The 23,664-nt window shown below is 62.1% G+C and carries 25 protein-coding genes; 1 reads left to right on the forward strand and 24 read right to left on the reverse strand.

Annotated elements, in window-relative coordinates:
• Positions 1 to 243: 243 nt before the first annotated feature.
• The 8 genes from IEX25_RS15845 to mbhE are packed head-to-tail and all read right to left on the reverse strand — an operon-like array spanning position 244 to position 6,766.
• Entirely contained in the window at positions 244 to 1,164 is a 921-nt protein-coding gene (locus IEX25_RS15845; protein WP_188716260.1) for a hypothetical protein, read from the reverse strand.
• Positions 1,161 to 1,496: a monovalent cation/H(+) antiporter subunit G gene (mnhG, locus tag IEX25_RS15850; RefSeq protein WP_188716262.1), complete on the reverse strand. Its 336-nt coding sequence runs from the start codon at positions 1,494 to 1,496 to the stop codon at positions 1,161 to 1,163. The genes IEX25_RS15845 and mnhG overlap by 4 nt, the downstream gene beginning before the upstream one ends.
• Positions 1,489 to 1,785: an MrpF/PhaF family protein gene (locus IEX25_RS15855; protein ID WP_188716264.1), complete on the reverse strand. Its 297-nt coding sequence runs from the start codon at positions 1,783 to 1,785 to the stop codon at positions 1,489 to 1,491. Before IEX25_RS15855 ends, mnhG begins: the two co-directional genes overlap by 8 nt.
• Positions 1,782 to 2,267 carry a Na+/H+ antiporter subunit E gene (locus IEX25_RS15860; RefSeq protein ID WP_188716265.1) on the reverse strand — a complete coding sequence of 162 codons (486 nt, stop codon included), beginning with the start codon at positions 2,265 to 2,267 and terminating at the stop codon, positions 1,782 to 1,784. Before IEX25_RS15860 ends, IEX25_RS15855 begins: the two co-directional genes overlap by 4 nt.
• Positions 2,264 to 3,766, reverse strand: a complete 1,503-nt coding sequence (locus tag IEX25_RS15865; protein ID WP_188716268.1) for a Na+/H+ antiporter subunit D — start codon at positions 3,764 to 3,766, stop codon at positions 2,264 to 2,266. Before IEX25_RS15865 ends, IEX25_RS15860 begins: the two co-directional genes overlap by 4 nt.
• The gene (locus IEX25_RS15870; protein ID WP_188716271.1) at positions 3,763 to 4,125 is read right to left on the reverse strand and encodes an NADH-quinone oxidoreductase subunit K; all 363 of its coding nucleotides are present in this window, start codon (positions 4,123 to 4,125) and stop codon (positions 3,763 to 3,765) included. Before IEX25_RS15870 ends, IEX25_RS15865 begins: the two co-directional genes overlap by 4 nt.
• Positions 4,125 to 4,526, reverse strand: a complete 402-nt coding sequence (locus IEX25_RS15875) for an MnhB domain-containing protein (protein ID WP_188716273.1) — start codon at positions 4,524 to 4,526, stop codon at positions 4,125 to 4,127. The genes IEX25_RS15870 and IEX25_RS15875 overlap by 1 nt, the downstream gene beginning before the upstream one ends.
• Positions 4,523 to 6,766, reverse strand: a complete 2,244-nt coding sequence (mbhE, locus tag IEX25_RS15880; protein ID WP_188716275.1) for a hydrogen gas-evolving membrane-bound hydrogenase subunit E — start codon at positions 6,764 to 6,766, stop codon at positions 4,523 to 4,525. The genes IEX25_RS15875 and mbhE overlap by 4 nt, the downstream gene beginning before the upstream one ends.
• Positions 6,767 to 6,876: 110 nt before the next feature.
• Here mbhE and IEX25_RS15885 point away from each other — a divergent pair, with 110 nt between their 5' ends.
• On the forward strand, positions 6,877 to 7,800 hold the full coding sequence (locus IEX25_RS15885; protein ID WP_188716277.1) for a LysR substrate-binding domain-containing protein: 924 nt from the start codon (positions 6,877 to 6,879) through the stop codon (positions 7,798 to 7,800).
• Between the two features lie 80 nt (positions 7,801 to 7,880).
• Here the strand turns inward: IEX25_RS15885 and IEX25_RS15890 are convergent, their stop codons facing one another.
• The 16 genes from IEX25_RS15890 to IEX25_RS15965 all read right to left on the reverse strand — a co-directional run bounded on the left by IEX25_RS15890 (position 7,881) and on the right by IEX25_RS15965 (position 23,645).
• Complete coding sequence (locus tag IEX25_RS15890) at positions 7,881 to 9,542, reverse strand: BCCT family transporter (protein ID WP_188716279.1); 1,662 nt, start codon at positions 9,540 to 9,542, stop codon at positions 7,881 to 7,883.
• 92 nt (positions 9,543 to 9,634) lie between these two features.
• On the reverse strand, positions 9,635 to 10,324 hold the full coding sequence (locus tag IEX25_RS15895) for a hypothetical protein (protein ID WP_188716281.1): 690 nt from the start codon (positions 10,322 to 10,324) through the stop codon (positions 9,635 to 9,637).
• A gap of 161 nt (positions 10,325 to 10,485) precedes the next feature.
• A complete protein-coding gene (locus tag IEX25_RS15900) occupies positions 10,486 to 10,824 on the reverse strand; it encodes a helix-turn-helix domain-containing protein (RefSeq protein ID WP_188716283.1) in 339 nt (112 codons plus the stop codon).
• Between the two features lie 313 nt (positions 10,825 to 11,137).
• Positions 11,138 to 11,845, reverse strand: coding sequence for an SDR family NAD(P)-dependent oxidoreductase (locus tag IEX25_RS15905; protein WP_188716284.1), 708 nt, complete (start codon positions 11,843 to 11,845; stop codon positions 11,138 to 11,140).
• Between the two features lie 32 nt (positions 11,846 to 11,877).
• Positions 11,878 to 12,651, reverse strand: coding sequence for an SDR family NAD(P)-dependent oxidoreductase (locus IEX25_RS15910; protein ID WP_188716286.1), 774 nt, complete (start codon positions 12,649 to 12,651; stop codon positions 11,878 to 11,880).
• Positions 12,652 to 12,677: 26 nt separating this feature from the next.
• Complete coding sequence (locus tag IEX25_RS15915; protein ID WP_188716288.1) at positions 12,678 to 13,520, reverse strand: fumarylacetoacetate hydrolase family protein; 843 nt, start codon at positions 13,518 to 13,520, stop codon at positions 12,678 to 12,680.
• Positions 13,521 to 13,561: 41 nt separating this feature from the next.
• A complete protein-coding gene (attM, locus tag IEX25_RS15920) occupies positions 13,562 to 14,347 on the reverse strand; it encodes an AttM family quorum-quenching N-acyl homoserine lactonase (protein ID WP_188716290.1) in 786 nt (261 codons plus the stop codon).
• A 31-nt stretch (positions 14,348 to 14,378) separates the two neighbouring features.
• Positions 14,379 to 15,215 (reverse strand): IclR family transcriptional regulator, encoded by an 837-nt coding sequence (locus IEX25_RS15925; RefSeq protein WP_188716291.1) that lies wholly within the window; start codon positions 15,213 to 15,215, stop codon positions 14,379 to 14,381.
• Between the two features lie 8 nt (positions 15,216 to 15,223).
• Complete coding sequence (locus tag IEX25_RS15930; protein WP_188716293.1) at positions 15,224 to 16,507, reverse strand: TRAP transporter large permease; 1,284 nt, start codon at positions 16,505 to 16,507, stop codon at positions 15,224 to 15,226.
• 1 nt (position 16,508) lies between these two features.
• A complete protein-coding gene (locus IEX25_RS15935) occupies positions 16,509 to 17,033 on the reverse strand; it encodes a TRAP transporter small permease (RefSeq protein WP_188716295.1) in 525 nt (174 codons plus the stop codon).
• A 44-nt stretch (positions 17,034 to 17,077) separates the two neighbouring features.
• Positions 17,078 to 17,506 (reverse strand): cupin domain-containing protein, encoded by a 429-nt coding sequence (locus IEX25_RS15940; RefSeq protein WP_188716297.1) that lies wholly within the window; start codon positions 17,504 to 17,506, stop codon positions 17,078 to 17,080.
• A gap of 55 nt (positions 17,507 to 17,561) precedes the next feature.
• The gene (locus tag IEX25_RS15945; protein ID WP_229665326.1) at positions 17,562 to 18,299 is read right to left on the reverse strand and encodes an SDR family NAD(P)-dependent oxidoreductase; all 738 of its coding nucleotides are present in this window, start codon (positions 18,297 to 18,299) and stop codon (positions 17,562 to 17,564) included.
• A gap of 123 nt (positions 18,300 to 18,422) precedes the next feature.
• Positions 18,423 to 19,418, reverse strand: coding sequence for a DctP family TRAP transporter solute-binding subunit (locus IEX25_RS15950; protein ID WP_188716301.1), 996 nt, complete (start codon positions 19,416 to 19,418; stop codon positions 18,423 to 18,425).
• Between the two features lie 748 nt (positions 19,419 to 20,166).
• Complete coding sequence (locus IEX25_RS15955) at positions 20,167 to 21,798, reverse strand: FGGY-family carbohydrate kinase (RefSeq protein WP_188716302.1); 1,632 nt, start codon at positions 21,796 to 21,798, stop codon at positions 20,167 to 20,169.
• Positions 21,799 to 21,807: 9 nt separating this feature from the next.
• Complete coding sequence (locus tag IEX25_RS15960; RefSeq protein WP_103173620.1) at positions 21,808 to 22,536, reverse strand: SDR family oxidoreductase; 729 nt, start codon at positions 22,534 to 22,536, stop codon at positions 21,808 to 21,810.
• A 14-nt stretch (positions 22,537 to 22,550) separates the two neighbouring features.
• On the reverse strand, positions 22,551 to 23,645 hold the full coding sequence (locus tag IEX25_RS15965; protein WP_103173621.1) for an ABC transporter ATP-binding protein: 1,095 nt from the start codon (positions 23,643 to 23,645) through the stop codon (positions 22,551 to 22,553).
• Positions 23,646 to 23,664: the final 19 nt, after the last annotated feature.

The following is a 23,664-nucleotide window of genomic DNA, read 5'->3' on the forward strand; positions in this document are numbered from 1 at the left end:
TGTCATTGGACCTTCATCCGGGAGGACTGGAGCCTGGTTGATGTTTATGCCTGTTGCCACAGGTTGAGCAACCACCCGACAGGCGAGCTTTCATCCCGCGTGAGCCGGTGCGGTTTGTCAGGCGGTCTTGCTCTCCAGCCTGACTGCGCATCAGACGGCATGAAGGTTGGCGGCCGCTCCATTGCCGCTGCCTTAAGACGAGGAACATGGGCTTGGCTGCCCATCTCTGCGGTCAATCCCTGTTCAGTAGGAACCGGACCTCTTTCTGCGGTGGCTGTCCGGAGAGTCGCACCGAGATGTATCTGTGTCGGAACGGTCCTGCAGCGTCGTGCCGTTCAGCAAGGCCATGGCCAGGGCGTCAGGTTTCTTGACGATGACGACCGGTGCTTGCCCCCGGCGGCACAAGTCCTCGGCCAGGTTCGGCCGGAACCGTGCCGCCCAGCCGTCCCGGCCTGCGGAGCCCGTGACAACAAGGGTATCGGTTGACACAAGGTTCTGCCGGCTGTCGGTCACCGGCCCCTGCAGGCAGTCCAGCCGGCGCCAGGACAGACCCGGCGAAAGTGTCGCCAGAGCGCGGGCCAGATCCGATTGGGCGATCCAGGCGGCCCGGCGCTTTCCCTCGATGATTTCCGGCTCGGGCGTCCTGAGGCGCCTGGATCGCAGAAGGCCTTCTTCCCGGAAATACCAGACATTGATGATGTCCAGAGGCACATCCAGAGCCTGCGAGAGCGTGAACGATACGCGCAGCACCTCAGCCGCAAGATGGGGGTCGATGCGGTCCGCGCCATCGGGATCGATCAGGGCGGTGACGGCCGAAGGGGGATCCATAGGGCCATTCATGATCCAGACCGGGGCGAGCAATTTCCGGGAAAGGTCGCGAATGAAGTTCCGCCACGCCAGATGGGCCTGGGATGAGGGCCGGGCAACAAGAACCAGATCGGCCGGTATCCCCACCAGGCTCTCGGGGGTGACCCCAAGGTGCGTTGACACGCCCATCCCCATTGCCTCGATCCCTACCACGAGCTGCCGTTGGCTGTCCGACAACTGCGGGCTTCGCGAACACAGCCCGACCCGCAGCGGCTGGCGGCGTGACAGCCGGGCCATGACCTGAAGCAGGGCAGGCTCATCACACTTTTCGGGCAGAACCAGGGCGATGTCCTTCATGGGCTGCGGTCCTTTGGACGAGGCTGCTGGGGTTGCTGCCGCGAGGCTGGCTTCTGCCCCGCCCGCCAGGCTGCAGCGCGGCCGAGAAGATGCGCGCCGATCGGCGCCGTCATCAGCAAGAACAGGATCGCGATCAGCGCCCGGCTGGCCGCGCTGACGCCGCCGATATCGACGGCCGCCGCCAGAAGAGCCAGCGAGCCTGCCAGGCTGCCAACCTTCGAGGAGGCGTGCATCCGGGTCAGTGCGTCGGGAAAGCGCAGGATCCCAATGGCCGCGACAAGGGCAAAGCCGCCGCCCAGAAGCGCAAGAATGCCGGTGAGGATCTCAGTCATCACGGTCGTTCCTGCGGCCAAGCCGTTCGGCGTAGCGGGCCAGGGCCACCACCGACAGGAAGCTGACAAGGGCAAGCGCGACCGCGATGTCCAGAAAGGCCTCGGCATCGGTGCGCACGGCATAAAGGCCGCACACGACGATGACGGCGGTAGTCATCATATCCAGGGCCACGACCCTGTCGGCCAGGCTGGGTCCGCGGGCCAGCCGGATAAAGCCGATAAAGATCGCCAGTCCGACCATGATCAGGGCCAGGGTGACGCTTGTCTGCATGAAGGCGGTGGGTGTCATGGGCGGAAGACCTTTCCGATGCGACGCTCCATCCCCGACTTCAGATCGGCGACCGGGGCGGCTTCGTCGGTGGCATAGATCGAATGGACAAGAAGGAAGCTGCGGTCCGGCGCCACATCCAGCGTCAGCGTGCCCGGCGTCAGGGTGATGAGATTGGCCAGCAGGAAGATCTCGGCATCCGAATGGGCGTCCAAGGGCATTTTGACGATGGCCGGGTGCAGGTTCGGGCGCGGCGCGATGCAATCGCGGGCCACCATGATCGAGGACTTGATCAGCTCCTTGAGGAAATAGACAATCAGGACCAAGGTCTGCGGCAGGGCCCGGAAATAGCGCCGCTCCTCCCCTTGGGCGATCAGGTCGCGGGCGAACCACAGGGCACCGAAGCCGATAACGAATCCTGTCAGCAGATTTGCCAGCGAGAACCCGTTCCACAGCGCCGCCCAGGCGACGGCCAGAAGGACATTGATGGCCAGAAGCTTCATCGGCGTGCCTCCCCCAGAACGGCCGCGACATAGGCGGCGGGATCAAGAAGCTGTTCAGCCCCCTTTGTCGCGAACTCCAGGAAGGCCGAGGGGAAGGCGCCGATCACGACGGTCATGACCGCCAGGGCGATGATCGGCACCATCATCTGCCACCGCGCGGACCGGGGCAGATCGGCCAGGGCGGGCTGGCGCCCTTCGGGATGGGCCTTCCAGAAGGCCTCGGCCCAGATCTTGGTCATCGAGAAGATGGTCAGCAGCCCGACCAGCAGCGCGACCCCCGCCACCAGCCATTCGCCCAGGTCCAGCGAGGCCCGGACGATGACGAACTTGGCCCAGAAGCCCGAGAGCGGCGGAAAACCGGCCAGCGAGAAGGCAGGGATGATGAACAGCGCGGCCAGCAGCGGCGCGGTCCTGTAAAGGCCGCCGATGGCGTAAAGGTCGGACGAGCCCGTCAGGCGCTGCGACACGCCGGCGATCAGGAACAGGTTGGTCTTCACGATGATGTGGTGCAGCAGATAGAAGACTGCACCCATCACGGCCAGGGGCGTCATCAGGGCCAGGCCCAGCACCATGTAGCCGATCTGGCTGATGATGTGGAAGGACAGGATCTTGCGGAAGTCGCTCTGCGCGGCTGCCCCCAGCACGCCCGTCAGCATCGTCAGCAGCGACACCCAGAGCAGGATTTCGTGCGTGTAGCCGACGTCGCCCACGAAGATCAGCGTGAAGACGCGCAGGAGGGCATAGACGCCGACCTTGGTCAAAAGCCCGGCGAAAACCGCCGAGACCGCGTAATGGGGCGTGTGATAGGATGCAGGCAGCCAGAAGAACAAGGGAAAGACCGCGGCCTTCATCCCGAAGGCCACCATCAGCATCATCGCGATCAGCGTCATCAGCCCCTGGTCGGGCGAGGCCGCGACGGCACCGCGCAGGTCCGCCATGTTCAGCGTGCCGGTCGCGCCATAAAGCAGGCCCGCGCCCGCCAGGAACAGCACCGTCGCGATCAGGTTTAACGTGACGTATTTGACGGCCCCGTCGATTGCGTACTTCCTGCCTCCGATCACCAACAGCCCGAAGGACGAGATCAGCAGAACCTCGAACCAGACATAAAGGTTGAACAGATCGCCGGTCAGGAAGGCGCCGGTGACGCCGCCCAGCAGCGACTGGAACAGGGCATGGTATCCGAACCGGGCGGATGTGGGGCCAATCTCGGCCAGGGACCAGACGGCAACCGACAGGCCGATGATGGCGGTGATCAGCACCATCGCCGCCGACAGGTGATCGGCCACCAGTGTGATGCCAAAGGGAGCCTGCCAGCCGCCGATCTGGCCGGCGATGACACCCTGGTCCAGAACCTCCGCGATCAGCACCACGGCAACGACAAGCGAGGCTGCGGAGCCGCCGACCGAAGCCAAGTCACCCATCCGCGACCGGCGCAGAAGAAAGGCCAAGACCGCCGTAACGAACGGGATCATGATGGGCAGCGCAAGAACCCAGCTCATTCCCGCTCCTCCGCCGGTTCGGCGATGCGCATTCGATCAACTTCGAGATGGCCAAAGGTTCGATAGGCTTGGATGGTCAGGGCCAGGGCGAAGGCAAACAGGCCGAAGCCGATGACGATAGCTGTCAGAAGCAGCGCCTGCGGCAGGGCATTGGCCATGGTGTCTGCGGGCAGTTCGCCCTTGACCCCCAGCAGAGGCGGCGCGCCGGGCGTCAGGCGGCCGGCGGCAAGGATCGCCAGGTTGACGCCGTTCGACAAGAGCAGCAGCCCGAACAGGAAGCGCATCAGGTTGCCCGACAGCATCAGCCAGATGGACGTCGCGACCAGGAAACCCGACAGGCAGGCGACAAGGGTTTCCATCAGAGCGTCTCCTCAAGCGCGAAGACCAGCGTCAGGATCGCCCCGAAGACGGCCAGATAGACGCCGATGTCGAAAACCAGGACGGTGGACAGGGCAAGATCCGCCAGGATCAGCCAAAGCCCGGTGAAGGGGTCCAGGCTGGCCAGGGCCGAGGCCAATCCTGCGATGATGGCAAGCGCCATGCCCCAGACGCCGATGGCGCGGGGATCGACCCGCACCGCCCTGCGCGCAGCATCGACGCCTGCCGCAAAGCTGTAGAGGACAAAGCCCGCCGCGCCGATCAGCCCACCGATGAAACCGCCGCCGGGGCTGTTATGGCCGCGCAGCAGCACGAACAGAGAGAAGAGCAGGAACAGGGCCGTCAGGAACCGCGCGCCGACCGAAAGGATCAGCGAGTTCATGCCCCTGCCCTCCCCTTCCGCTTGAGGACCGCATAAGCGCCGAAGGAGGCCAGCAGCACCACGATCAGTTCGCCAAAGGTATCGAAGGCGCGGAAGTCGACCAGAACCACGTTCACAATGTTGAGGCCGTGAGCCAGGACATAGGAGTTCTCCTCGAAGTATTGGGTGATAGTCCGGTCAAGCGGCGAGGCCGTGACCGACAGCACCATTACCGTCACGCAAAGACCCACGGCCAAGGCCACCGCCCCATGAGCCAGCTGCCTTTGGCGGCTGCGGCGTTCGACCAGGCCCGGCAGGCGCAAGGCCGCGATGGCGAACATGACCGCCGACAGGGTCTCGACCATCAGCTGGGTCGTGGCGACATCCGGAGCGCCGGCGAAGATGAAGATCACCGCGACCCCGATCCCAACTGTGCCGATGCCGGCAATGGCCGCGATCCGCGAATGGGTGTTCAGCGCAACAACCGCCCCGGCTGCGGTAAAGCCCACCGTCAACCACAGGAAGGCCGAACGCGGAAGCTCGGGCATGATGACAGGCCTGCCGTGGAGGATGGTCGCGCCAAGCGCCAGGGCCGTGACGGCAAAGACCGCCAGCATATAGCCCGTCAGCCTGCCGGTCTGCAGCACCCTGGTCTGCCAGGCCGCAAGGTCGCGCAAGGCGTCCAGCAGCTGGTCCCAGCCGTTGTCGAGCGACGGCAGACGGCGCAGCACCGGATCGACCAGGGTCGCGAACCGGTCACGCATCACATAAAGCATCACCCCAAGGGTGAAGGTCAGGATGCTGAGCACGAAGGCCGCGTTGAACCCGGCCCAGAGATGCAGACCAGCCGCGCGATCCTGCAGCAGGCTTCCGGTCAGCGTGCTGCCGATAGCCGCACCCAGCAAAGGCTGTGCAAGCACCCCGGCCACCAGGCCGCAAGCCGCCAGGATGATCGGCCCCGCCAGCATCTGCCAGGGCGCCTCATGAGCAGGATACGGCGTTCGCACCGGCGCTCCCAAGAAGGGGCGCAGCGCGACAACTCCCGCAACCGCGAAAACCAGGGCATTCGCCGCAACCGCTGCGGCGAGGACCAAGGGAGCGCCTGTCATCGTCGCACCACCCGCATAGATCAGTTCCTTGCCGATCCATCCGATCATCGGCGGCAACCCCGCCATCGAGGCACAAGCCAGAAAGGCCGCCACAGCCGTCACCGGCATCGCCCGGCCCAGGCCACGCAACTGCGCGACCTCTCGCGTGCCGGTGCCGTGGTCGATCGCGCCCACGACCATGAAGAGGCTGGCCTTGTAGAGTGAATGAACAATCAGAAAGGTCACTGCCGCCGTCAGTGCATAGGGATGCGAACCGGCCAGAAGCATCGTGATCATGCCCAGGGCCATCAGCGTGGTATAGGCAAGCGCCTGCTTCAGATCGCCTTGCCGCATCGCCAGAACCGAAGCGAGAACGGCCGTGACTGCCCCCGCAGCTGTCAGCGTCACGGTCCAGGACGGGGTGCCGCCCAGGGTCGGGTGCAGCCGCGCCAGCAGATAGACCCCGGCCTTCACCATCGTCGCGGAATGCAGGAAGGCCGATACCGGTGTCGGCGCGGCCATCGCATTGGGCAACCAGGCATGAAAGGGAAACTGCGCCGACTTGGTGAAGGCGCCCAGCAGGACCAGCACCAGGATCGGTCCGTAAAGAGGATGCTCCTGAAGCCCCTGCCCTGCCAAGATATGCGCCAGATCGTATCCGCCTGCCGCTGTACCCATCAGGATGAAACCTGCCAGCAGCGCCAGCCCGCCACCGGCCGTGATCAGCATCGCCTGCAAGGCATTGCGCCGGGCGCGGGGATTGTCGTGGTCAAAGCCGATCAGCAGATATGAGGTGATGCTGGTCAGTTCCCAGAACAGAAACAGGGTGATCAGGTCGCGCGCCATCACAAGTCCCAGCATCGAGATCATGAAGGCGAACAGGAACAGCACAAAGCGGCCGAAACGGGGGTGATCGCCCATATACCCAGTGGCATAGAGAAAGATCAGCGACCCGATCCCGCTGATCAGAAGGCCGAAGATCAGCGACAGCCCGTCCACCATGAAGGCAAGCAAGATGTTCAGCGACGGCGCCCAGGGCCAGTCTGCCAGAACAGGCTGACCCCCGACAACGCCGGGGGCCATCGCCGCAAAGGCGACGAAGATCAGCGCGGCCAATCCAGATGCCGCATAGCCGTATAGCCGCCCCGCGCCAGTGGTCGCGTGCTGAGTCATGGAAAGTCCTGAGGCTGTTTAATTGCCCCGAATTTTAATCACAGACCCTCCATGATATGGAAATTGATAATGAAGTGACGTTACATAGCCGCACTCTATAAGGAGTCGAAATGCCAACCTTGCAGCAGCTTCGATACCTGCTGGCGGTGGCTGACACGCTGAACTTCAGCCGTGCTGCCGAGCAGTGCCACGTCACGCAACCCACCCTCAGCATCCAGCTGAAAGAATTGGAAGCGCGGCTGGGGACCCGGCTGGTGGAACGCACGCGGGCCCGTGTCCTTCTCACCCCAGTAGGGGCCGAGATCGCCCGCCGAGCCCGTACCATCGCGGCCGAGATCGACGACATCCGCGACATTGCCCGGCGCGAAGACCCCCGCGCGATGCAGAGCCTGCTGCGCATGGGCGTGGTCCACACCGTGGGAGCCTATGTCCTGTCCATAGCGATGCCGACGCTGCGCCAGACCTTCCCCCAAACCCGCATCCATGTGCGCGAGGAAAAGCCGGAACAGCTGCAGGACCACCTGGCTGACGGCCAGTATGACGTGATCCTTCTGCCCGAGGTTCCGGTGCGCGATGACTTTGCCTCTTTCGTGCTGGTGACCGAGCCTTTGCACCTTGTGGTTCCGCAGGATCATCCGCTGGCCTGCCGCAAGTCGGTCAGGCCGCAGGATCTGGCGGGCGAGACCATCCTGACGATGGAACGGCGCGAGGGACCGAGCGATGACATCGCACGCCTTTGCCGCGAGGTTGGCGCGATCGAGGCGAGCGATTACGTCGGCACAACGCTCGACACGCTGCGTCAGATGGTCGCCGCCGGCATGGGCATCGCCCTGCTGCCGGCCCTTTACGTCCGCTCCGAGGTCATGCGCGAGGAACTGGTGGTGGCCGTCCCCCTGAGCGATCCCGCGCTAACGCGGAACATCTGCATGGCCTGGCGCAAGTCGGCGCAGCGAGGAGAAACCTATGTCGATTTTGCCGAAGCGATCAGTGGCTGCCTGAAGCCTTGGAATGTGCGTCCGGGATCAGGCTTGTAAAGCGGGACGCGCCTCGCAGGCTCGCTTACAGGCATGAGTGCTTCTCCGACATTCCCACCTTCGTGGCTGGGCCGGCATTCCTATCGTGGCTCTGCCGTCAGTCCCTTGAGAAGGGCAAAGCACGCCCCTACCAAGACAATCGCAAAGGGAAACCCGGTCGATACCGCCATGGCCTGCAGCGCGGCCAGCCCTCCGCCAAGCAGAAGGGCAATGGCAATCAGGCCCTCAAAGGTAGCCCAGAAGACGCGCTGCGGAGTGGGTGCGTTGATCTTTCCCCCCGCGCTGATCGTGTCGATCACCAAGGAGCCCGAGTCGGATGAAGTGACGAAGAACACGATAACCAGCACGATCCCCAAGAGCGACGTGATCCCCGTCAGCGGCAGGTGGGACAGCATCTCGAACAGTTGCAGTTCAAGCGCCGCATCCTGCACCGAGGTCAGGCCCTGGTTCACCACCTGGCTGATTGCGGTGCCGCCAAGCGCGGTCATCCACAGGGTTGATACGATGGACGGAATCAGCAGGACCGCGATCACGAACTCCCGTACAGTGCGGCCGCGGCTGACACGGGCGATGAACATGCCGACGAAGGGCGACCAACTGATCCACCAGGCCCAGTAGAAGGCGGTCCAGCCTTGGCGAAAGTTGTCGTCGTCGCGCCCGACGGGATTGGACAAGGCGGGCAGGTATTCGACATAGGCCAAAAGGTTCTTGAAGAAGCCCGTGGCGATCTGCGTCGTCGGGCCGGTGGCGATGACAAAGACCAGCAGCAGGAAGGCAAGGCCCATGTTGATCTCGGACAACCGCTTCACGCCCTTATCCATCCCGGCCACGACCGAGGCTGTCGCGATCGCGGTGATGATGATGATCAAGAAGATCATCGCCCCCGTGGTCGCCGGCAGCCCAAACAGGAAGTTCAGACCCGCGCTTGCCTGCTGGGCCCCGATGCCCAGCGAGGTGGAAAGCCCGAAGATGGTGGCGAAGACCGCAAGGATGTCGATCAGGTGTCCGGGCCATCCCCAGACACGCTCACCGAAGATCGGATAGAAGATCGACCGCAGGGTCATTGGAAGACCCTTGTTGAAGGAAAACAAAGCCAGCGACAGGGCCACCACGGCGTAGATGGCCCATGGATGAAGCGCCCAGTGGAAGATGGTGGCGGCCATGGCAAGCCGCCTGGCTCCTTCGGCATCTCCCGGCACGCCCTGCAGCGGGGCCCAGTCGGTCCGCGTCCCGTCCGACCCGACCTCCGGGCCTTGGAAGGCGGCGGTGAAGTTGCCCAAGGGCTCGGACACGCCATAGAACATCAGCCCGATGCCCATGCCCGCCGCGAACAGCATCGAGAACCACGAGGCATAGCTGTAGTCCGGCGTCGCATCCGGCCCGCCCAGCCTGATCCGGCCAAGCGGCAGCACGATCAGCGCGAAGCACAGCAGGACGAAGATGTTGGCGACGACGATGAAGAACCAGTCCAGGCTGGAGGTGAGGAAGTCCCTCAGCCCCGAAAAAAGCGGGTCGAGCGTGTTCTGGAACATCAGCGTCAGCAAGGTGAAGGCGACCACGCCAATCGCCGAGACGCTGAACACGACGTTGTGGATGTCTAGTTCGAAGACGAACCGGCGGCGATAGTTGATGTTGTCCTGGCCGATCTCGTAATCGGTAGCGATGACCTGGGTTGCGCCCTCGGGAGCTGGGATCGCATCAGGCGCCGCGGGATCAAGGGGAACATCGGGCTTCTGGGTCAAGATTCTGTCCTTCTACCATGACCCGACTTGCCCGCAGTCACGCAACAGGGAGAAAGCCGGCGTTTTCGGGTTTCCATAAGGATGCCGCTTCATCACAAGGTGTCCGCAAGCTGGCGTTCGATCCTTTGCCGGCCTCGCCGGTTACGGATCTGTTCGGCATAAAGGGTCTTCGGCCTGAGGGTCAAGCGGCCCTCCGAGTGCTCGACATCGAAAACCCTGCGCGCGGCAACGATCCCCGAGGCCGCCGCCGTGACCGCTGCCACTGTGACCTCGATGCAGGCCAGATCGGGGTCGTGCCTGGCGGTCCGGAACTGCCGCGCGGCCCGGTCCAGCAGGATGTCGATGGTGCCGATCTCGACATATTCGCCGCTTTTCAAGGGCTGCTGAAGGGTTGCGCGATCCGTGCTGGTCTGCTCGGAAGGGGCGATTTCTGTCCGGTCCGCGACCGACAGGCTCCTGCGGCCAGACTTCGCGTGAACGGTCAGCATGATGTCGAGGACATAGATCGGCTCCAGTCCCAGATTGCTGACCAGCATCCGCCCGGAAAGGCCGCGATCACCACCAAGGGTGATGAGGATCTCGCTTCTGCGCCCTCGCCTCATGCTTTCCACAAAGACATGAAGATAGGTGATCCAGACTGCGGCCGTGATCAGCCCGACAATGGCCTGCACGACGGCGGCGTTCTGCAAGATCCAGTTCCACATCCTGCTGAACGGAAGAGGCGAAGGTTTGGTTGCGCTTTCCAGGCAGTCTCGATGTTGACCAGCGGCAGGCAGGGCCATTGGCCAGCGCCGAACCGCTGGCGGACACTGGCTCATTTTTCAAACCAGCGATGATCCGAGCAGTTGAGCTGGATCAACTCGCCAAAAGCTTGCCGACGCAGCCGGGGCTGGTGGATACGGCGCCGCTGCGCACGGCTGTGCCAAAGCCCGGCCGCCATAATCTATTGCCGTAGGCTCTCGGACGAGATGCGAATACCATGCCGCTCGGCCAGCTTCTCAGCCGCCAGCGTCGGCCCGAAGTCGGGATAAACGCTGCGGATCAGGGAAAGGATGTAGTCGCGCTTGAGAGCGCTGATGCGGATGTTCGAGGGTCGGCCGCGCAGCTTGTGGCGTACCGCCATGGCGCCTTTGTCCCGGACCTGGCCAAGCTGGCGTTGCACCTGCCGCTGACTGACGCCAAGCAGGCTGGCAGCTGTCGCTGAGCGCAAGCTGCCGTCCAGAACCTGCGCCACAACCTCGATCCGCTGAAGCTCGCGTTCGCTGATCAGGAGAAGTCCCATGCCGATGCCCTTGTGTCACATCCTGCGCGCAAGGCTCCGGCAGCAGAGCAAGGGCGACAAATCAACTTTGCCAGTTCGCGACAATTCTACTCTGCGCCTACAGCCGCTCCAGTGTCTAACGGGTTTTATGGAGCGGCTTGCAATCTATCCTACTGCACGCGGTGGACAGGGGCTTTAGCTGTCGCGGTCATTTCCCCGCCCCGGTTCGTTCCCGCGTATGCGGAAAACGACCGCTGCTGGGTGCGAAGAAATTAAACAGCTTCACGTGAGCGGTAGAGGAGTCATGCGGCGGCGGCAACAGCCTATGCGCCCGTCAATACGTAGCCCTCCCGCCGGAGAGGTCGAAAACTGCTCCGGTCGAGAACGAGCATTCGTCTGAAGACAACCAGGCGATCAAGGAGGCGACTTCGTCAGGTCTGCCAAGCCGGCCCAGAGGGATCTTCGCGATCATGGCGCTCCGGACCTTTGGCGCCATCTGGCTTATAAGATCTGTCTCTATCATCGCCGGCGCGACGGCATTCACACGGACATCGGTGTCGGCCAGCTCTTTCGCGAGAGACTTGGTCATGGCAATCACCCCACCCTTTGCGGCGGAATATGCCGTCATGGCAGCATTGCCCTCCTTGCCGGCCGTAGAGGCCAGATTGACGATCCGCCCACTGTTCTGAGAACGCATGGACGGCACAACGGCCCTGCAGCACAAGAAGGTGCCCGTCAAGTTGATGTCGACCGTGCGCCGCCAGTCTGCCAGCGAGTAGTCTTGGATCGGAAGAGTGGGACCGGTGATCCCCGCTGCATTCACCAAGATATCGATTCGTCGGTGTTTGGAGAGTGCATCCTGCAACGCTTGCTCGATAGACATCTCGTCGGTGCAGTCAACCTGCGAATCTGCCGTCGTTGCCAAGTCCCAAGACAAAACGGTTGCGCCTGATTTTTGGAAGCGCGCGCGCACTGCGGCCCCGATGCCGCCGCAGCCACCGGTGATGATGGCAACCCGGTCCCGAAGATCGATGTCGTTCATGAGGTGTCCTCCCATGCCCCATGGGTTGCAGTTCAGCGTGCCATAATGCCGGTTTCGACACCCACTCGGCGGTAGGCCGCTCCGGCGGTGAAGCCCCCATCGATAACGAAGTCTTCACCCGTCACAAACATGGAGGCGTCGGAAGCCAGGTAAAGGGCAAGCTGCGCGACCTCCTCGACTTCGCCGGCTCGGCCTGCTGGCGTCAGTCCGATCATTGGTCCCAAATGCGGTGAGCCTCGATTCAGTCCGGTTACGATCAGCCCAGGACAGATCGCGTTGACGCGGATGCTGTCCGCTGCGAACTCCATCGCGGCCGACTTTGTCAGCCCGCGCAGACCCCATTTGCTCGCCGTGTAGGCGGGATCGGAATGGCCGGAAAAGGCCGAGTTCGAAGATATGTTGATGATGCTTCCGCCCTGCCCTGCCGCCATGAGCGGTGCCATGGTGCGGATGCCCAAAAATGCTCCGGTAAGATTGATGTCCAGCAATCGGCGCCAGGCATCCGGCTCCGTGTTCGCGATGAGGGTGCGGTTGATGATGCCGGCATTGTTTACCAAGATGTCGGCCCTGCCGGCCCAATCATGCAACGCACGTGCAGCTGAAGCCCACTCTTCGAAGCTCGTGACATCCAGGCGGCGGAACTGCGCAGCGGGACCAATTTCTTCGGCAAGGGCCATGCCCTCGCCTTCAAGGATATCACAGATCATCACACGCGCACCGCATTCCGCCAGAAGGCGGACCTCGGCCGCACCCTGTCCGCGCGAGCCTCCGGTAACGAGGGCCGCGCGGCCGGACAGATCGGTCATGGCATGGCGCCAGTCTGCGGGAGTGCTCATGCCTGCACCATTTTCTGACGCTGGGTGCCAAGCCCCTCAATACCCAAGGTGACGACCTGCCCTGCCCGCAGATAAACGGGCGGCTTCATTCCAAGGCCGACCCCCGGAGGGGTGCCAGAGGAGATAATGTCGCCCGGCAGGAGAGTCATGAACTGCGACAGGTAGCTGACGAGACTCGCCACGCCGAAGATCATCGTGCGCGTATTGCCGGTCTGGCGACGTTCGCCATCCACATTCAACCACATGTCGAGCGCCTGAATGTCGTCTATTTCGTCCTTTGTCACCAACCAAGGGCCGATGGGACCAAAGGTGTCGTGGCTCTTTCCCTTGGTCCACTGCCCGCCGCGCTCCGACTGGAAGGCCCTCTCGGACAGATCGTTGATGACGCAGTATCCGGCGACGTGATCCAACGCTTCCGCTTCCGAGACGTATTTCGCCCGGCTGCCGATGACGACACCCATCTCGACTTCCCAGTCGGTCTTCTCCGACCCACGCGGAATTTCCACGTCATCATTGGGTCCGCAGATGGCAGAAACCGCTTTTGCGAAGATCACCGGCTCATCTGGCGGTTCCTTTCCCGTCTCACGGGCGTGATCGGCATAATTCAAGCCGATGCAGATGAACTTTCCGACGCTTCCGACGCAGGGTCCGATCCGATGGGTGCCAGTAATCTCCGGCAGCTGGACCGGATCGAGCACGGCGAGCTTGGCCAATCCAGCAGGCCCCAAAACATTGCCGGCAATATCTTCCACATATCCGGAGAGATCACGTAGCTTGCCGGCTCCGTCCAGCATAGCCGGTCGCTCCTGCCTTACCGGCCCAATTCGCATGAGTTTCAAAGTTTCTCCTTTCGACTTTCAGGTGACCGCTGGTGACGTAATTAGTAAAAATCAGGGGCCTTTTTCAGCGTGGACCACTGCTCCGGATCATGTCCCGCAATCACCAGGGCATCGGTTTTGCGCTGCACCGCTCGCAGCTTCTGGACCGAACGCACGGCATCCACGGCCGAATGCAACGCGCCCGGCAATGCCCGCTCTTCCCAGTGATCAAGGGTGTCGGCGGCATCGACGGCAAGGAGCACGGCCTGCCGGGCCGTGCGGACCAGAACGGACTGGTGGCCCGTGGTATGTCCGGGAGAACGGATCAGTGTGACAGAGCCATCACCGAACAGGTCGTAGAAATCGCCCCAGGCTTCATCAAGGAGAAACCAGTCCACATCCGGCCGGTCGATATCCTTCCGGATATAGGCAAGAACCTGAAACCAGTCAGGTGTCCGGGCATAGTGCATCTCAGCCCGCTGCACGATATGCTTGGCGCCGGGGAACCGCCCCACTGCCCCCACATGGTCCAGATGAAGATGGGACAGCACCACGTGTGAAACACGCGACACGTCCAAGCCCGCTCGTTCCATCTGTGCCACACAGCCGTCACCGGGAGTGAGGACAGGCTCGAAGAAATCAACCACAGGGCCCCAGTGCCCACGAGCGTCAATCGCACATTCCTCGGGTGTGCCACCATCAACGACGACCAAGCCTTTAGGGTGGTCGATCACATAGAACGGGACCGGGATCTCGAAGTCTCGTCCCTCGCCCTGATTGAGGTAGATGTCGTGATACTTGCACTTCAGCGTTCCTGTCTGGAACAGGTAAAGCTTGACGTCGGACATGGCGTTTCCCTGATGAGTGGCGAGCTTGATTTCAGCCTGAATACACCGGCGATCTCCGTGGCTTGGCAGCGGCACCTGTCGCGATTGCATTGAAACGGCTTGCCCGCGCGATGCCGCGTTGGATGCCGCGCGACAACTCCCGGATTTCCTCGCTCAGCTTTTCGGGATCTGAGGCTTCGAAGCGGTCGGCCTGCAGAACGAACACCACGCTTCCCAGCACCTCCTCTTCGAGATCAAAAACGGGCGCGGCGACCCCAACCAGACTGTCGAAGACTTCGCCACTGGTAATCATCGCGCCGGCCGATCGAATTGCGGCCATGGCATCTAGAAACTCAGCCAGTGTGTGCCCCAGCCCGGCCTCGCGCAGCGCAGCCTCATTCCAAGTCCAGATCGATCGCAAGCGAGCCTGCGAGTGATTGGCAAGGATCACCTTAGCCATTGCGCCCCGGAAGAGCGGCATGGAACGACCAGGTCGGTAGATGTCGGGCATGCTGCGGTCAGCCCAGGCGAAGTCGGTGCAGAGCACCTTGTCCCCGTAATAGCTGCACACCATGATGTTCAGTCCCGTGGTCTGTGCATAGTGACGGATCAGATGATGCGATGCGCGATGGAGCGGATCGTTTTCCCGGCGCAACATTTCCAGCTCGATGACCCGCGAACCCAAGGCATAGGTTCCACCGCTCGCGGGCGTGAGCAAGCCTGACCGGGTCAGCGCCTGAAGATAGCGATAGGTGCTGGGCCGTGACGAGCCCGACAGCTCTGCAGCGCGATCAATGTCGATCACCACCTGCTGCTCATCAAACCCGTCGAGGATGGCGAGCATCTTCTCCAGACTGTTGGTTTTAGCGCTTGAAGGATCGTGCTCCATGAGGTCTCCTAATGTCCGCCAATGAATTGCGCGGGAACCGTCACGATAGCAGGGAATAGGATCAGGAGCGCCAGAACGATGAACTGCGCCAGGATGAACGGGAAGATGCCCCCGATCACCCGCCCCAGAGGCACTCGGGAAACTCCGGCTACGACATTCAGGACAGCTCCAACCGGCGGCGTCAGAAGGCCTACGGCTGTCGCGATCATGAACACCACCGAGAAGTAGATCGGATCGATGCCTGCAGCCTTGACGGTGGGCATCAGCACCGGAACGAGGATAAGAATGATGGGCACCATGTCCATGGCGCAACCGATGACAAGAACCAGCACAACGATGGCAAACATCAGCAGGCGGGGATCATGGGCGAAGGGTTCCACGATCGAGGCAATCTGATCGGTCAATCCGGCGATCGTCACCATCCAGCTCGACACCATGGCCGCTGCCACAAGGAACATGACCATGGCAGTGGTCTTGGCGGCACCGAGGAAAACGTGGAACAGATCCGACACCTTCAGTTCCCGGTAGATGACCATCGCGACAAATAAGGCGTAAACGGCCGCGATCACGCCAGCCTCCGTGGGTGTAAAAACGCCCATGCGCAATCCAACGAGGATGATGACGGGAAGCATGAGTGCCCAGATGCCATCACGGGCCTCGCGGCCGACCTTGCTCCAGCTCTGTCGGGGCAAAGGTTGCACCGGATCGCGGCGGGCAACGACAAACCATGTCAATGCCAGGATGGCGCACATCAGCAAGCCTGGAACGATCCCGGCGATGAACAGGCGTGTGATGGACACGTTGCCGACCACGCCCAACAGGATGAAGCCGATCGACGGGGGAATGATCAGCGCAGAAATGCCAGCGGAAGCAATGAGGCCCGCTGAACGGCCTGGAGAATGTCCGGCCTTGATCATCATCGGCACGAGGATTGCAGACAAGGCCGCCGCGTCGGCCGCTGCGGAACCAGACAGGCTTGCGAGAACGGCCGCGGCAAGAATTGCCACATAGCCCAGACCGCCACGGACATGGCCGACCATCGCTACGGAGAGATTGACGATCCGGCGCGAAAGACCGCCGGCATTCATCAACTCCCCTGCCAGCATGAAGAAGGGAACGGCCATGAGCGGAAAGCTGTCAGCTCCGTTCAAGAGGTTCTGCGCAACAATCTGGGCATCGAAGAAGTCCAGATACCACATCAGTCCGATGCCGCTCATGATCAGCGCATAGCCAATGGGCATGCCGATGATCATGCTGCCCAGGAGACATCCAAGAAAAATGACCAGGGTCATGTTACTTCACCCCAGCCTGGCGCAGGGCTGCCGTTTCTTCATCTTCGATGTGAAGGCGGTCGAGCCGCCCCGTCATCACAAGCCAGAGCCGCCAAAGCAGGATTCCGCCCGTTGAAATGCCAAACACTAGGCCAACCCCGAAGAACATTGAGAGAGGCAGCCCACTGGCCGGAGCATAGGTTCTCGTGTTGACGGAAACCTGCGCCCAGCTTCCAACTACGACCAGCCAGGTCGCATAGAGCATCAGAATATGAGCTAAAGCCAAGCTGACCCGTCGAAGCGGACGCGGAAGGCTGTTTACAATGAAGTCGAGACCGAGGTGACCGTTCTCATGCAAGACTACGATGCTGCCAATGAAGACCATCCAGACGAACAGCCAACGGGAGAACTCCTCGGAAACGGTCAGGCCCGAATTGAAGACATAGCGGAGCACGACATTGCCGAAGACAAGGACGACCATGCCGGCAAGGCAAAGGACGATGAACCACTTCAGGATCAACAGGTATGTCTGGAAGATGCGGTGCATCGCTCACCTCAGTGGATGTTGCTGGACAGTATCGGCGCTGGAAATCAGTCGGGACGCCGATAATCGGCCAGCATCTCGTCTGGCACATCGGGCAGGTTCACGACGATATTGTCTGGCGTGCGGCAGGTCAGCCACGTCAGTCCTTCAGTAGTGGACATGTTTGCCTCGACATGCGGCATGTTCGGCGGGACGAACACGAAATCCCCGGTCGTCATGTCGACGAACTCCTTATAGTCCTCGCCGTAATAGATTCGGCCGTGGCCACTGAGGACATAGCCCCCCGTCTCGGCATCGCCATGATGATGGGGCGGCGAGCGGAAACCCGGTTCGTTCGTCACCTGGCCGAACCAAATTTTTGTTGCGGGCGTGTGTTGTGGACTGACGCCAGAGCGACGCACGCAGTCGCCTGACTGGCCAGTATTGTCATCCAACGAGGATGCTCGGGTGACGACAGGAACAACCGGTTCCGACATGAAGACCTCTTCGAGTTTGGGGTAAGCGGTAGAAGCTGGCTTGTGGCAGGGCAGTTCAGTTCATGTGCATGCCGCCGTTCACATCGATGCTCGACCCGGTGATGTAGGACGACAGGTCGGAGGCCAGAAAAAGGGCCGCATTGGCAACATCATCGGTCTCGCCGAACCGCCCGAGCAGGATCTGGGGCATGACCTTGGCAGTCAGCTCGTCGTCGTAGAAATCGCGTGTCATCGATGACATGATCACACCGGGATTGATGGCATTGACCCGGATGCCTTGCGGTGAAACATCCCGGGCCATGGCCCGGACGAGGCCCAGCACTCCTGCCTTGGAAGCGGCATAGTGAGGTCCACCCATCAGCCCGCCGCCGCGCTGAGCCGCAATCGAGGCAATGCAGATGATCGACGCCCCTGGCTGCATCATTCCCAGGGCGGTCTGGCACATCATCAGGGTTCCACGCAGATTGACGTCCATGACGGCATCGTAGTCCGCTGGTGTGATGTCTCGCGTCCGACGCGGCTGCGTAACGCCGGCGGAGTTGACCAGAATATGAAGCCCGCCCATGCGCTCGCGGGCAAGTTCCCCAAGCGATGCACAATCCTTCGCCACAGTAACGTCAGCTGGATGAGCAATAGCGTTGTCTCCAAGCGCCTCGGCCGCGTTTTCCACGCCCTTTGCGTCCCGGTCGGCAAGGATGACACGGGCGCCCTCGGCAATAAGCCTCCGGGCGACGGCAAAGCCGATCCCATCCATGTTGCCCGCCCCTGTGACAATGGCGGTGCGATCCTGCAAGAGCACGCAGCTTCTCCTCTGATGCTGGGTTCAAGTGGAGCAGACCTTCAGGCCTGCTGCCGGGGGTCTGCACCGAATTCCTGGTGCAGACCTATGAGCGCTGCCAAGTGCGCCAGTTCTACCCTACTGGGCTTTGTTGGCCTCGACTTCCGAGTTGAAAGCTTCCACTACCGCCGGATCGAGCCGGCCGGTCACACCATCGACAACAGATGCCACTGCCTCACGGAAACCGTTCAGTTCCTCGGCAGTGATTTCGTTAACTTCCATTCCCTTTTCTCTGAGGAAGTCGAGCGTGCCTTGCTCTCCATCAACAATGATCTGCCGATTGTAATCGGAAGCCTCGTTGCAGGCCTCCTGCACCGCAGCTTTCTGCGGCTCGTCGAGTCCATCCCAGAACTTTTTGGAAACGTAGACAACCGAGAGCGTGGTGAAATGCTTGGTTTGGGTCAGATAATCCTGCACTTCGTAGAACGAGCCCGATCGTGTGACGTCGTCGGCAATTTCATTGCCGTCAATGGCGCCGGTCTCCAGAGCCGTGAAGGTTTCGGGGAATGGAAGCGGCGTCGGGTTCATACCCATCGCCTTCAAGGAGTCGATGTAAACAGCGTTCTGTATCGTGCGGATACGCAGCCCGGACGCATCGGACAGTGTCTCTACAGGACGCTTGTTGTTGGTGAGATTTCGGAAGCCGTAATCCCAGTAGCAGAGGCCGACGATACTGTTCGCCTCGAGCTTGGCAAGAATGCTCTTTGAAACGTCGGATCGAGTGACCTGGTCCATCTGCTCATAGCTCTCGAACATGAAGGGCAGATTGAACATATCGAATTCCGGCACCATGGCGGCCAGTCCAGCCGTCGTGGTTACCGCGCCTTCAACAATTCCACCCTGCGCTGACGAGACCGACTGGATCTCGTTACCGAGCTGGGCCTGTGCAAATGGCCGCACCGTTACGGCGCCCTCGGTCTTTTGGTCCACCAGTTCCGCAAACCGGTTTACGGTCTGACCCATCGTGCTTTCTTCAGCCACCGGATAGCTGAATTTCATCGTGTTGGCACCAGCTGCACCGGCTCCAGCAGCCACAAGAACAGACGCCGCTGCCGCGACCTTGATCATCGTCATTGATTTCCCCCCGACGTTGGTCGCCTCCTGCGACCGCCTAACCCACGAGGCCAGATATGCGTTAAGATGTCAACATATATCACTATACGATAATACATATTTTGATGGTTGATAGGATGAGCACACAAAGCTTGGGTGAATTCAGGCAGACGTAACGATGGATCCTCATCTCCATAAAGATCAATACACTTTAAAAAATAGTGTTATATCAGTAATCTAGTTAGATTACTACTTTATTCACCAAGACTACTTGAGTGCCAGCTGACAACCTAAATTGCGATTCAACCACCTCGGAAGCTAAGCCGCGTGTGGAAGAAGCATTAAGAAAATAGCCTAAGATTTATCATTATTAGTTCTAACGGAGCAGGATTGTAGACCTGTTGCTCCTCTACTCGTGCCTTCGGCCGAGCGCTTGGAACATGTGCCCATGCATAAGCCTCGACTCGATATAGAACGCTTAACTAAGGTTGGTTCCTGCTGCCTCCAATGCAATCAGCGCCAAGGCGCTTCGGCTGAGACGCTTACCCGTGCTACCGTCGTGCATGGACGGAAAGCACACTCGTTACGATGAATGGGTTCAGTTGTTGGCTCGCCTGCACAGGCAAGAAGAACGAGTCGCTAAAGGTGCTGTAGCGAACTGAATTCCTGCTCCACACCAACAGCCTCGGAATCGACCTGTTCGCCTTCGTGTTCAAGTGCCATACTCAGTCATCTCGCGCCGTCTCGAGTTTATCGGCGGAAAGACTTTCTAACCGAGGTGCCCAGACATCCGACCTGCTGATACTTTTGGCTTTCTCAGCACAGCCTGTAAGCCGCAGAACACGGTAAAGCGTTCGTTGTGAATATGGCCAGCGCTGACATCCGGGTCATACTCGGCACCGGGCCGCGACATGGCGGACATGGCCCGGCCCATGTCGGCGAAGGTTCCCGCGGCGACGGCGCCTAGGATGGCCGATCCCAGTAGCACCGGCTCAGCTGTCTCGCTTGACAGAACCGGCTTACCCGTGCCGTCCGCCAGAAGCTGGCGCACCAGGTCAAGCTGCCCCGCGCCCCCCGAGATCACGATCCGGTCCACCGGGGCGCCCGCCTTGTCCTGCGCCTCGATGATCTGGCGCAGCCCATAGGCGATCCCGCAAAGGCCCGCGACATAGAGCGCGACCAGATTGTCGATGCCGCGCTCCATCCCCAAGCCGGCGACGATTGCGCGAGCATGGGGATCGGCGAAGGGCGCGCGATTGCCTAGGAACTCGGGCACGACATGAAGACCCCGGGCCAGCGATACCGCCTGCGACAGGCCGGCAACCCGGCCTGCTGCGCGTCCGGCCAGCCAGACCGGCAGCGGCTGGCCCGCGGCACTTGCGGCCGCCTCGGCTTCGCCGGCTGCCGGGTGGAAGGCCAGAAGCTGCTCGATGGCGGCGCCCGCGGCGGATTGCCCGCCCTCGTTCAGCCACATGCCGGGGACCATCGCCTGGTAATAGGGGCCCCAGACGCCCGGCACGAAGACCGGGTCGCGCGTGGTTGTCATGGTGCAGGACGAGGTTCCGAAGACATAGGCAAGATTGCTTTCGGCGCTGCCGGTCATGCCCACGGTCCCGATGCCCCCCGCATGGGCGTCGATCAACCCAGCCGCCACCGGAATGCCCGCCCGCAGGCCAAGGTCGGCGGCGGCATCCGCCGTCAGTCCCCGGCCCAGCGGCGTGCCGGGCGCCACGACCCGCTGGCCGATGCGGGCAAAGCCGTCATCGGCCAGATCGCCCAGGCCGATGCTGCGGAAGTAGTCGGGATCCCAGCGGTCCTCATGGGCCAGATAGGTCCATTTGCAGGTGACCGTGCAACTGGACCGCGCCGGATCGCCGGTCGCACGCCAGCCCAGGTAATCTGCAAGGTCGAAGAACTGCCCGGCCTCGGCATAGGTCTGCGGCATGTTTTCGCGCAGCCACAGGAGTTTCGGCGTTTCCATCTCGGGCGAGATGACATCGCCCACAAAGCGCAGCACCGGATGGCCCTGCGCGTTGATGCGCTCGGCCTGCGCGACCGCCCGGTGATCCATCCAGACGATGATGTTACGCGCCGGATCGCCCGAGGCGCTGACGCTCAGCGGACGGGTGTCGCGGTCAAGGACGACCAGCGAGCAAGTGGCATCGAAGCCGATCCCGGCGACGGCGGCGGGGTCGATGTCGGTCCCGGCCACAGCCTCACGTGTCGCCGCGCAGACCGCAGACCAGATGTCGTCGCTGGACTGTTCCGCGATGTCGGCCCCGTCGCGCCACAGCCGAATGTCGCGCTTGGCTGACGACAGCATGTGCCCGGTCGCGTCAAACAGGCCCGCCCGCGCGCTGCCGGTGCCCACGTCGATGCCCAGGAAGATCGGCTTTGTCATGGCTGCCCCCTAGAGATCGACGCTGTTGGGCAGGATCACCAGGTCGCGGATCACCACGCCCCTGGGCCGGGTCAGCATGAACATCACGGCCTCGGCGACCTCCGTGGGCTGCATCAGCGATCCGTTGGCAAGCGCTTCCTCCATCTTGGCCTTGGGCCAGTCGTCCAGCAGCGCCGTCACCACCGGGCCGGGCAGAACGGCCCCCATGCGGATGCCGTGGGGCGCGACCTGCCGCCGCGTCGCGTGCAGGAAGGCCTGCACGGCGAACTTCGAGGCGGTGTAGATCGGCTCCCACACCACCGGCACGACGCCCGCCACCGACGAGGTGAAGATGACGTCGCCGGTCCTGCGCTCGATCATGCCGGGCAGGACGGCCCGGACGCTGCGGAAGGCCGCGTTGATGTTGAGGTTCAGCATCCGGTCCCAGGCATCGGGATCGCCTTCGGCCGCCGCGCCGCCGACATAGGCGCCGGCATTGGCGTGGAAGACGTCTATCGGCCCGGCGATCTCCTCGATCCGGTCGGCGATGCCGTCAACCTGCGGACCGTCCAGAAGGTCCACGACCAGCGGATGCGCCTTCGGGCCGAGTTCCCTGCAAAGCGTCTCGAGCCGGTCGGCGGCGCGGTCGATCAGCACGACCCTTGCCCCCGCCGCCAGCATCGCGCGCGCGCATTCCAGCCCGATCCCCGAGGCCGCGCCGGTGACGGCCGCGACCTTGCCCTTCAAATCCTGTGCCATGTCCGTTTCGTGCCTCAATGGGGAGTTGCGGTGGTGCCGGGCAGGTCGCTGGCGGGAAAGAGCCGCGCGTCCGCCGGGTCGAAGGAAAACGAGATGTCCCGGTCTGGCGAGAGTTCCAGATCTCCCGGAACCACAGCCAGCACCGATGCTCCGCTGGTCAGCCTGATGTTCACCACCGTCTCGGTTCCCATCCGTTCGAGCAGCGCGACTCTTCCCCGCAGCGCGCAGCGCCCTTCCGGTTCGCCCGGAGTCAGGATCTGCGGCCGGATGCCAAGGACCGCCTGACCGGGCGCCCCGACCCTGCCGGCAGCAAGCGTCATAGGGCTTATGCCGGGAGCTGAGACGCGAGCCATTCCGCTCTCGACCTTCTCAACCGTAACCGGCAGGAAATTCATCCGCGGGCTACCGATGAAGCCCGCAACAAAAGCGTTGCAGGGATTGCGAAACAGATCGATCGGTCGCCCTACCTGCTGCACAACGCCGCCGTTCAGCACCACGATCCGGTCGGCCAGCGTCATCGCCTCGACCTGGTCATGGGTCACATAGATCATCGTTGCGCCCAGGCTTCGATGCAGCTTGGCGATCTCCATCCGCATGTCCATACGCAAGGCCGCGTCCAGGTTGGACAGAGGCTCATCGAACAGGAAAACGGACGGATCGCGCACGATGGCCCGGCCTATGGCGACCCGTTGACGCTGGCCCCCGGAAAGCTGGCTGGGCTTGCGATCCAGGAGATGGGTAATCTGCAGGATCTCGGCCGCGCGCGCCACGCGATCGGCCGCTTCCGCTTTTGGGGTCTTTCGCAGCGACAAGCCGAAACCCATGTTCTCGGCCACAGTCAGGTGCGGATAAAGCGCATAGGACTGAAAGACCATGGCGATGCCACGATCGCGCGGAGAGATGTCGTTGGCGCGTTTGCCACCGATCTCGAGCGTGCCGCCGGAGATCTCCTCAAGTCCCGCGATCATCCGCAGCAGCGTGGATTTCCCGCAGCCCGAAGGACCAACGAAGACCACGAATTCACCGTGGCGGATCTCCAAGTCCACACCTTTTATGACGGAATGGCCGCCATAATCCTTTTCGACGCCCGAAAGCCGCAGGTCGGCCATGACGCTCCTCCTTCTTGGT

Source organism: Paracoccus acridae (assembly GCF_014642735.1).
Classification (GTDB): domain Bacteria; phylum Pseudomonadota; class Alphaproteobacteria; order Rhodobacterales; family Rhodobacteraceae; genus Paracoccus; species Paracoccus acridae.